Annotated in this window: 8 protein-coding genes; 7 read left to right on the plus strand and 1 reads right to left on the minus strand. The window is 36.9% G+C overall.

Going from position 1 to position 10,061, the window contains the following annotated elements; all coding sequences use genetic code 11:
• The first annotated feature begins 38 nt into the window (after positions 1 to 38).
• The 4 genes from ACLMCG_RS21405 to metF all read left to right on the plus strand — a co-directional run bounded on the left by ACLMCG_RS21405 (position 39) and on the right by metF (position 5,853).
• Positions 39 to 1,049: a homocysteine S-methyltransferase family protein gene (locus ACLMCG_RS21405; protein ID WP_413961192.1), complete on the plus strand. Its 1,011-nt coding sequence runs from the start codon at positions 39 to 41 to the stop codon at positions 1,047 to 1,049.
• An 83-nt stretch (positions 1,050 to 1,132) separates the two neighbouring features.
• Positions 1,133 to 2,224: a fatty acid desaturase family protein gene (locus ACLMCG_RS21410; protein WP_413961193.1), complete on the plus strand. Its 1,092-nt coding sequence runs from the start codon at positions 1,133 to 1,135 to the stop codon at positions 2,222 to 2,224.
• A 1-nt stretch (position 2,225) separates the two neighbouring features.
• The gene (metH, locus tag ACLMCG_RS21415) at positions 2,226 to 4,886 is read left to right on the plus strand and encodes a methionine synthase (RefSeq protein WP_413961194.1); all 2,661 of its coding nucleotides are present in this window, start codon (positions 2,226 to 2,228) and stop codon (positions 4,884 to 4,886) included.
• Positions 4,887 to 4,893: 7 nt separating this feature from the next.
• A complete protein-coding gene (gene metF, locus ACLMCG_RS21420; RefSeq protein WP_123320601.1) occupies positions 4,894 to 5,853 on the plus strand; it encodes a methylenetetrahydrofolate reductase [NAD(P)H] in 960 nt (319 codons plus the stop codon).
• 49 nt (positions 5,854 to 5,902) lie between these two features.
• Here metF and ACLMCG_RS21425 read toward each other — a convergent pair whose 3' ends face one another.
• A complete protein-coding gene (locus ACLMCG_RS21425) occupies positions 5,903 to 7,054 on the minus strand; it encodes a hypothetical protein (RefSeq protein WP_413961195.1) in 1,152 nt (383 codons plus the stop codon).
• Between the two features lie 101 nt (positions 7,055 to 7,155).
• Between ACLMCG_RS21425 and folE the strand changes: the two genes are divergently transcribed.
• The 3 genes from folE to cysS all read left to right on the plus strand — a co-directional run bounded on the left by folE (position 7,156) and on the right by cysS (position 9,851).
• The gene (gene folE / locus ACLMCG_RS21430; protein ID WP_034694807.1) at positions 7,156 to 7,821 is read left to right on the plus strand and encodes a GTP cyclohydrolase I FolE; all 666 of its coding nucleotides are present in this window, start codon (positions 7,156 to 7,158) and stop codon (positions 7,819 to 7,821) included.
• Between the two features lie 6 nt (positions 7,822 to 7,827).
• A complete protein-coding gene (locus ACLMCG_RS21435; protein WP_413961196.1) occupies positions 7,828 to 8,259 on the plus strand; it encodes a DinB family protein in 432 nt (143 codons plus the stop codon).
• Between the two features lie 125 nt (positions 8,260 to 8,384).
• Entirely contained in the window at positions 8,385 to 9,851 is a 1,467-nt protein-coding gene (gene cysS / locus ACLMCG_RS21440; RefSeq protein WP_413961197.1) for a cysteine--tRNA ligase, read from the plus strand.
• The last annotated feature ends 210 nt before the right edge of the window (positions 9,852 to 10,061 follow it).

Genomic DNA, 10,061 nt, shown 5'->3' on the forward strand with positions numbered 1-10,061 from the left:
CGGGCTAAAGCTCATTATGATGACCAAAATAGATAAAAATGAAAAATTCAGAACAATTATATAAAGCTTTATCCGAAAGAATTCTAATTCTTGACGGTGCAATGGGAACGATGCTTCAGAGATATAAGTTTGAAGAAGAAGACTATCGGGGAGAGCGTTTCAAAGACTGGGAACATCCGGTAAAAGGAAATAATGACCTTCTTTCCCTGACGCAGCCTCAGGCAATTGAAGAAGTTCACAAGAAATACCTGGAAGCAGGTGCTGATATTATAGAAACCAATACTTTTTCAGGAACTACCATTGCGATGGCAGATTATCATATGGAAGATCTGGTATATGACCTGAACTATGAATCTGCGAAGATTGCAAGAAAAGCCTGTGATGAATACACCGCAAAAAATCCAAGCAAACCAAGATTTGTAGCAGGATCTATCGGGCCAACGAACAGAACGGCGAGTTTAAGTCCTGATGTTAATGACCCCGGATACAGAGCCATTACTTTTGAAGAACTGAGGGTGGCTTACAAACAGCAATGTGAAGCTTTGCTGGATGGAGGTTCAGATATCCTTTTGGTAGAAACCATATTTGATACACTGAATGCAAAAGCAGCTTTGTTTGCTATTGATGAATTGCAGGACGAGAGAGGAATCAAAATTCCGATCATGGTTTCAGGAACTATTACCGATGCTTCCGGAAGAACTTTGAGCGGACAGACCGCAGAAGCTTTCCTGATCTCTGTTTCCCACCTGAATTTACTAAGTGTAGGGTTCAACTGTGCATTAGGAGCAGATCAGCTGACTCCTTATCTTGAAACATTGGCTCATAATTCAGAATTCTATGTTTCAGCTTACCCGAATGCCGGTTTACCCAATGCTTTTGGAAAATACGATGAAACTCCTGAAGATATGGCAAGACAGATCAAAGAATATGTTGAAAAGGGATTGATCAATATTATCGGAGGATGTTGCGGAACAACTCCTGAGCATATAAAGGCGATTGCAGATTTGGTGGAAAAATATCCACCTAGAAAATTAAGAGAATTTGTCTGATTTGATAGATTTTTTTAATTAAAATCAATAATGAAGGCTCGGTTATAAATATTATCTTTAAATAAACCACAAAATTTAATGTAATGGAAAAGCCGATTTACTTAAAAGATTCAGAAGACATCAAACTCTTTAATGAATTGAGAAAGAAAGTGAACAAGAGAGTGGAAGCCATTTCTGAAAACAGAGATATCTATATTCAGATCAAAGCAGTTATTCTGCCGATGGTTTATCTGGGATTATACTTCCTTGCTCTTTTTAATGCTGAAAAGCACTGGATCTATATATTGAGTTTTATGTTAATGGGAATCTCCCTTGTTTTAATTTATTTGAACCTGATTCATGAAGCAGCCCATAACAATATCTATAAAAGTAAAAAGCTGAATAATTTAATCCTTCATATTTTTGATTTTATAGGAGCTAATTCCTACATCTGGAAGAAAAGACACATTGCAAGCCATCATGCCTATCCGAATGTGGACGGATGGGACACGGATATAGAACAGAGCGGATTGCTTTTAATTGTACCGTGGATTAAAGCAAAAGGAGTACAGAAGTATCAGGATAAGTTTTTCTTTTTAGTCTATCCGTTGTATTTGTTCAACTGGATGTTTATACGAGACTTTAGAGATTTCTTTGATAAGGAAAGGGTGATTTTAAAAACTCAGGGACAAATACCTGTTAAGGAAAAAATAAAAATGATCACTTATAAGCTGTTCTACTTCTTTTATCAGATTGTGGTTCCTGTGATGTTCTTTAAAGTATCAATAGGGTTGGCTTTGGGAGCGTGGTTTTTACAGGTGATTTCAGCAAGTATTTTTGCATTGTTTGTTTTACTGCCTTTGCATCCGCTTCCTGATAATGCCTTTCCGAGATTAAATAAAGAGAATGGTCTTCCATTCAGCTGGCTTCGTCACCAGTTTGAAGTGACGAACGATTTAAAAGAAAATAACTGGCTGGTAAGAAATATGTTGGGAAATTTCAATTTTCATGTGGCCCATCACCTGTTTCCAAATTACAGTTATATGTATTACAACGAGATCACAGAGGAGATTGAAGAATTTGCCAGAGAATATGATCTTGCTTATAAAAGATTTCCACTGTTGACTGCTTTAAGCAAACATAGGGATTTATTGAGGCAGAATGCCAATAATGCCTACTATATTTTAGAAGAATAAAATGAAATATTTAAGATTATCAGGCCTGGAGCCTCTTATCATAACCCCGGAGAGTAATTTCATCAATGTTGGTGAAAGGACCAATGTTGCCGGTTCCAAAAAATTTTTAAGACTAATCAAAGAGGAGAAGTTCTCTGAAGCATTAGATATTGCCCGCCATCAGGTAGAAGGAGGCGCCCAAATCCTGGATGTCAACTTCGATGATGGATTGATTGATGGGAAAGCATCCATGATCAAATTCCTGAATTTAATTGCCTCTGAACCGGACATCGCAAGAATCCCGATTATGGTAGATTCTTCTAAATGGGAAATTCTGGAAGCCGGTCTTCAGGTAGCGCAGGGAAAATGTGTGGTAAATTCTATCAGCTTAAAAGAAGGCGAGGAAGAATTTATCAAACATGCAAAAGCAATTAAAAGATACGGAGCAGCAGTCATTGTAATGGCATTTGATGAGGTAGGACAGGCTGACAATTTTGACCGTAGAATTGAAATTTCAAAACGTTCTTATGATATCTTAGTCAACCAGCTTGGCTTTCCGGCAGAAGATATCATTTTCGACTTAAATATCTTTCCTGTGGCAACAGGAATGGATGAGCACAGAAGAAATGCCATCGATTTTATAGAAGCTACACGCTGGGTAAGGCAAAACCTTCCTTATGCATCCGTAAGTGGAGGAGTGAGTAATGTTTCTTTCTCTTTCCGTGGAAATGATACGGTGAGAGAAGCCATGCACTCCGTATTCCTTTACCATGCGATTCAGGCAGGAATGAACATCGGTATTGTGAATCCGGCAATGCTGGAAGTTTATGATGAGATCAATAAAGAATTACTGGAGCTTGTAGAAGACGTGATCCTGGATAAAAGAGAAGATGCTACAGAAAGACTTCTTGATTATTCAGAAAAACATAAATCAGTCAAAAAAGAAAAGACCGAAGACTTAGAATGGAGAAACAATCCGTTACAGGAAAGAATTACCTATGCTTTGGTAAAAGGTATCGACCGTTTTATTGAAGAAGATGTAGAAGAAGCTAGACAATCAGCAGCAAGACCACTTCATGTTATCGAAATTAATCTGATGACGGGAATGGGAGTGGTAGGAGATTTATTCGGAAGTGGGAAAATGTTCCTGCCTCAGGTAGTAAAATCTGCAAGAGTAATGAAAAAAGCGGTAGCTTATTTACAACCTTTCATTGAAGCTGAAAAAGACGGAGCAAAACCTGCCAATGGAAAAATCCTGATGGCAACTGTAAAAGGAGACGTTCATGATATCGGTAAAAATATCGTGAGTGTTGTTTTGGGGTGTAACAACTATGAAATTGTCGACCTTGGAGTAATGGTTCCTGCTGAAAAGATTATCCAGACTGCTATTGCAGAAAAAGTAGACGTTATAGGACTGAGCGGATTGATAACACCAAGTTTGGATGAAATGGTGTATATCGCTTCAGAATTAGAAAGACAAAACTTAGATTTTCCTTTATTAATAGGTGGTGCTACAACTTCAAAAGCACATACCGCGGTGAAAATCGATTTAAAATATAAAAATGCAGTCGTTCACGTAAATGATGCCTCAAGAGCTGTAAACGTTGTGAGCTCATTGTTGGGTGACAGAAATAAAGAATACGTTTCGGATTTAAAGAATGACTATTCCGATTTCAGAGAAAAGTTCCTGAACAGACAAGTGGATAAAGATTATGTCTCCATTGAAGAAGCAAGAGAAAATCATTTTAAAATTGATTGGGAAAACGAAGATATCTTCACTCCGAATACTGTAGGAATAAAAGTAATCGAGAATCAGGATTTAAGAGAACTTCTTCCTTTCATCGACTGGTCTCCGTTTTTCAGAAGCTGGGATCTGCATGGGAAATACCCGAATATCTTAGAAGATGAGGTTGTAGGTGCTCAGGCGAAAGAACTATTCAAAGATGCTCAGATTATTTTGAAAAGAATTCTGGATGAGAAACTGTTGACAGCAAAAGCCATCTTCGGAATCTTTAAAGCCAATTCCAATGAATCCGATGATATCTTAATTTTTGATGAAAATAACACTGAGCAGGCAAAGTTTTTAACCCTTAGACAGCAGGCTCAGAGATCAAAAGGAAAAGACTATTTAGCTCTAAGTGATTTCATCGCTCCTCAAAGCTCTGGAAAGACCGATTATGTGGGTGCTTTCTGTGTAACGACAGGATTTGGTACTGATGAACTGTCTACTGAATACGAAAAAGCCAATGATGATTACAACTCCATCATGGTAAAAGCCTTGGCAGATCGTTTTGCAGAAGCCTATGCTGAATTTTTACACAAAAAAGTGAGAACAGAATATTGGGGATATGCCAATCAGGAAAGCTTAAGCAACGAAGAACTTATTGCCGAAAAATATAAAGGAATCCGTCCGGCTCCGGGATATCCGGCTTGCCCTGATCATCTGGAAAAGAAAACAATCTGGGATCTTTTAAAAGTAGAAGAAAATACAGGCGTTTTCCTTACAGAAAGCCTTGCTATGTTCCCAACAGCATCTGTTTCAGGATATTATTTCGGAAGCCCGCATGCCAAATATTTCGGATTAGGAAAAATTACAGAAGACCAGCTTAACGATTATGCAGCAAGAAGAGGTTGTAGCATCCAGGAAGCAAAAAAATGGTTGTCACCAAATTTAGCAGATTAACATTGACATGAAGATAACAGAACACATTAAAAATGCAAATGGAAAAACTTTATTCTCCTTAGAAGTTGTTCCGCCACAAAAGGGAATAGGTATTGAAGATCTGTATACAAACATAGACCCATTGATGGAATTCAAACCGCCCTTCATTGATGTTACAACATCCAGAGAAGAATACATTTATCTGGATAAAGGGAATGGTCTTATGGAGCGCCGTATTACGAGAATGCGTCCCGGAACCTTAGGAATTTGTGCTGCCATTCAACATAAATATAATGTAGATACAGTCCCACACCTTCTTTGCGGAGGTTTTACCAAAGAAGAAACAGAATATCTGCTGGTAGATTGTATGTACCTTGGGATTGATAATGTAATGGCTTTAAGAGGAGATGCTATGAAAGGACATCAGTATTTTGAACCTACCCAGGGAGGGCATGCGAGTGCCATGGATCTTGTGGATCAGATCAATAACCTTGGAAGAGGGAAATACCTTCATAATGAAGAGCAGGTTTGTGATGAGCTTAACAAGTTCTGCATCGGTGTTGCGGGATATCCGGAAAAACATATGGAAGCTCCTTCCATGAATTACGACCTGAAATGGTTGAAACAAAAAGTAGATGCCGGAGCAGATTATATCGTTACTCAAATGTTCTTTGACAATAAAAAGTATATTGAATTCGTTCAGAAAGCAAGAGAGATGGGAATCACGGTTCCTATTATTCCCGGGATTAAGCCAATTGCTACAAAGAAGCATTTAAAAATACTGCCTCAGGTATTCAAAATAGACCTTCCCGAAGAACTCATCAATGAAGTGGAAAATGCAAAAAATAATGAAGCAGTGAAGCAGATCGGAGTAGAATGGGCAATTGCCCAATGCAAAGAATTGCTGGATTTTGGAGTTCCTGTTCTGCATTTTTACTCCATGGGTAAGAGTGATAACATAAAAAAAGTAGCCGGTGAGCTATTCTAATAAAAGTACCAAAATGAAGGAACCCCTGTGATTTTTACAGGGGTTTATTTTATAGGATAGGATGTCTCTCAAACTCTTTTTTCCTGTCAAAGAGGTATCGATAAGTAGCCAGTTTTCGCGTTACTGAAGTATCCAGAGTTTCTGCAATCTTGATCATTTTTGGATTAAAATCACCAATCCACTGTAGTTCTGTGATCTTAAAATCCGTATGTTTCCTCAAATGCTGGGTTCCTTCCCAGATCATATATCCGTCAATCCCTTTCTTCTGCCACTCCGGAATAACCCCGAAAACAAGCCCCACCATTTTTTCATTCTTCTTAAATCGTTTTAGAAACAAAAATTTAAGTTTTTCAAAAGGTCCAAATTTTCCATTCAAATATTTAAACCATTGGTTGAGGTCCGGAATATTAATCCACATGGCAATCGGTTTCTCATTTTCATATACAAACCATGAAATATGCTCATTGATAATAGGTTTCATGGTATTGAACATCTTCAGTACTTTTGCTTCTTCCAGATGTTTTCCTTCCCCGTGGCAGGCCCATGCTTTATTATAAACTTCAGTAAAATCTTTTGCAAACTTAGCCAGGTTATTCTTTTTCATAGGCTGGGCTGAAATAGCAGGATTTCTTCTGTTTCTTTCATGAGCAATCTTAAAAATCCTTGAAACTTCCGCAAAAATAGGTCTGGTAAAACAAAGCTGTTCAAAATAAATCTGAAAACCATAATTTTCAAAAAGGTCTTTGTAGTAAGGCAGATTGTAATTCATTCCAAACAAAGGTTCAATAAAACCTTCAATTAAAAGTCCCCAGAATTTGTCCCGTTCCCCAAAATTGATTGGCCCGTCCATCGCTTCCATTCCTTTTCCCTGAAGCCAGTTTTTACAGTGGTCAAAAATAAAATTAGCAATTTCCTGATCATTAATACAATCAAAAAAACCAATTCCTCCTGTAGGTTGATTCTGCTCGTAACTATCATTGATAAAAACAGCTACTTTACCAACCGTTTTGTTATTCTTTTTAAAAAGAAATCTTTTACACTCACCGTTTTTAAAAAATTTATTCTTTTCAGGATCAAAAATCTCCTCAATATGCTTATCTAAAGGCCGGATATAATTTTTGTCGCGTTGATAAAGCTGCGTAGGGAATTCAAGAAATTCCCTTTTATGGAGTTGGTTTTGTACTTCTTCAACAATAATCATAGGCTTTTTAATCAGAAATGGCTATAAAAGATAATGTTTTTCATCTTATTTGAAATAGAGAAATAGATATTATCCGTATTTTTGCTGCAAATTAAATAAAAATGGTTGATTTTACTGATAACGACGATGATATTTTCACTGGAAAAGAACATACGCCTATAAGGGAAGATGCTTTTGATAAATCGCCACAGGAAAAAATAGAAAAAATTACTGAGCTTTTTGGTGAGATTATGGAAACATTGGGAATGGATATGACGGATGACTCTCTGAAGGATTCTCCAAGACGTGTTGCCAAAATGTACGTGAACGAGATTTTTGGAGGACTTCTTCCTGAAAACAAACCGGGAATTTCCACTTTTTCTAATAAATACAAATACCGTCAGATGTTGGTGGAGAAAGATATCACGGTATATTCTTTCTGCGAGCATCATTTTTTACCCATCATAGGAAGAGCCCACGTAGCTTACATTTCTAATGGTGAGGTAATAGGTCTTTCAAAAATTAACAGGATTGTAGATTATTATGCGAAAAGACCACAGGTTCAGGAAAGACTTACGATGCAGATTGTAGATGCTTTGAAAGAAGCTTTGGGAACAAAAGATGTAGCCTGTATTATTGATGCGAAACACCTTTGTGTAAACTGCAGAGGAATAAAAGATACTGCAAGTTCTACCATTACTGCAGAACTAAGTGGTATTTTCAGAACAAACCCTATTACAAGACAGGAATTCCTTCATTACGTAGGAAGCCATGCAAAACTGGATTAATAAACAATGAACTACCAAATTCTTAAAAATATTATTGATACCGAACTTCAGAGATTTCAAAATATCCCTGAAGAAGAATGGTCATACAGAAGTGCTCCGGAAAAATGGTCTAAAAAAGAAATTATAGGGCACCTTTGTGACAGCGCTTTTACAAATATTCGTAGATTTGTTGTCACTCAATATAAAGAGAACGAAAATATTGTATATGATCAGAATATCTGGGTAAAAGCTCAAAACTATCAGAATGTTCCTACTTCGGATCTTATTGATCTTTGGAAATCTTTGAACTATCAGATTGTTCATGTAGTGGAAAATATCCCGGATGAAGCATTACAGAGAACCTGCGATACAACCAAAACAGAGCCGCAGGTTTTTACATTGGAGTTTATTATTAATGATTATGTAGACCATTTGCAGCATCATTTAAAAGCGATTTAATTATGATAAAATTTAAAAAAGTTTCAGATAAAATTTTTATCACGACAATTATTTGTTGTGACAGAATTATTTTTTAACTAATTTTTGAATCTTTAAAATCATTGAATCTTTTAACTTAAAAATAAATGCAACTAAAAATATATAACTCCCTTACAGCGGAAAAAGAAATATTCAAACCTATTTTAGACGGAAATATCGGGATGTATGTCTGCGGACCTACAGTGTACAGTAATGTGCATTTAGGAAATGTGAGAACTTTCCTTTCCTTTGATTTTATCTACCGTACCTTAACACATTTGGGATATAAAGTAAGATATGTAAGAAATATTACCGATGCAGGTCACCTTACTGATGATGGGAATGTAGATAATGACAGATTCGTAAAGCAGACCAGACTTGAAAAACTGGAGCCTATGGAAATTGTACAGAAATACACTGTTGATTTCCATAAAGTATTGGATATGTTCAATCTTTTGCCACCCAATATCGAACCTACAGCTACAGGACATATCGTAGAACAGATCGAATTGACTCAAAAGCTGATTGAAAGAGGATTTGCTTATGAAAGCAACGGTTCAGTTTACTTTGATGTATTAGAATACAACAAAAGAGGACTGAACTATGGTGAACTTTCAAAACGTAACATAGAAGAACTTTTCGCCAATACAAGAGACCTTGACGGACAGGGAGAAAAGAAAAATCCACAGGATTTTGCATTGTGGAAAAAAGCATCACCTGCTCACATCATGAGATGGAATTCCCCTTGGGGAGAAGGATTTCCGGGATGGCACCTTGAATGTACTGCAATGAGTACAAAATATTTAGGGGAAACTTTCGATATCCACGGAGGAGGAATGGACCTTAAGTTCCCTCACCACGAATGTGAAATTGCACAAGGGAAAGCTTGCAATGATGCAGCACCCGTAAATTACTGGATGCATGCCAATATGTTGACGATGAATTCTCAGCGTATGAGCAAATCTACAGGAAACTACATCCTTCCGATGCAGTTGGTTACAGGAGATAATGACTTCTTTGAAAAACCTTTCCATCCTTCAATTGTACGTTTCTGCTTCCTTCAGGCGCATTACAGAAGTGTTCTGGATATTTCAAACGATGCAATGATAGCCAGTGAAAAAGGATTCATCAGATTAATGGAAGCTGTAAAAGTATTGAACTCAATCACTCCTGATGATACAAAACAATCTGGTTTCAGCCTGAAAGAATGGAAAGATAAAGCATATGAAGCTTTAACAGATGATTTCAATTCACCAATCCTCATTGCTCACCTGTTTGAAGCCGTGAAATATATTTTTGCTCTGAATGATAGTAAAGAAACGATCTCAACAGTAGATCTTGAAGATTTAAAGTCAACGTTGAATGCTTTTATCTTCGACGTTCTGGGATTACAGACTGTAGAGGAAAATAATAATGAAAAGCTTGATCAGACTCTGAAAGTATTGATTGAATTGAGAAATCAGGCAAGAAAATCTAAGAATTTCGACCTTTCAGATCAAATCAGAGACAAACTCCTTGCAGAAGGAATAGAATTAAAAGACGGAAGAGACGGAACATCATACGTTCTGAATTAAAAAATATAACTTTGTTTTATACCCATTCCGTAGGAGTCCCACACTTAGGATTCTTACGGAATGTTTTTTTTGGCCATCTGAGAAATACACTTTATACATTATTATATAGTACGATTTTTTTTCAGGAGCTTCATCCTGCTATCCATTCATACTCCTCGCGCCGATACTTTCCTACACTCAAACCCTCCAACTCTCCAATCTAAGCTGCGG

The organism is Chryseobacterium sp. S90, from assembly GCF_047444895.1.
Classification (GTDB): domain Bacteria; phylum Bacteroidota; class Bacteroidia; order Flavobacteriales; family Weeksellaceae; genus Chryseobacterium.

Bases quoted from the DNA above. Each gene is read 5' to 3' on its own strand.
- cysS (WP_413961197.1), top strand. From the start codon at position 8,385: ATGCAACTAAAAATATATAACTCCCTTACAGCGGAAAAAGAAATATTC.
- metF (WP_123320601.1), top strand. From the start codon at position 4,894: ATGAAGATAACAGAACACATTAAAAATGCAAATGGAAAAACTTTATTC.
- ACLMCG_RS21425 (WP_413961195.1), bottom strand. From the start codon at position 7,054: ATGATTATTGTTGAAGAAGTACAAAACCAACTCCATAAAAGGGAATTT.
- folE (WP_034694807.1), top strand. From the start codon at position 7,156: ATGGTTGATTTTACTGATAACGACGATGATATTTTCACTGGAAAAGAA.
- ACLMCG_RS21410 (WP_413961193.1), top strand. From the start codon at position 1,133: ATGGAAAAGCCGATTTACTTAAAAGATTCAGAAGACATCAAACTCTTT.
- ACLMCG_RS21435 (WP_413961196.1), top strand. From the start codon at position 7,828: ATGAACTACCAAATTCTTAAAAATATTATTGATACCGAACTTCAGAGA.
- ACLMCG_RS21405 (WP_413961192.1), top strand. From the start codon at position 39: ATGAAAAATTCAGAACAATTATATAAAGCTTTATCCGAAAGAATTCTA.
- metH (WP_413961194.1), top strand. From the start codon at position 2,226: ATGAAATATTTAAGATTATCAGGCCTGGAGCCTCTTATCATAACCCCG.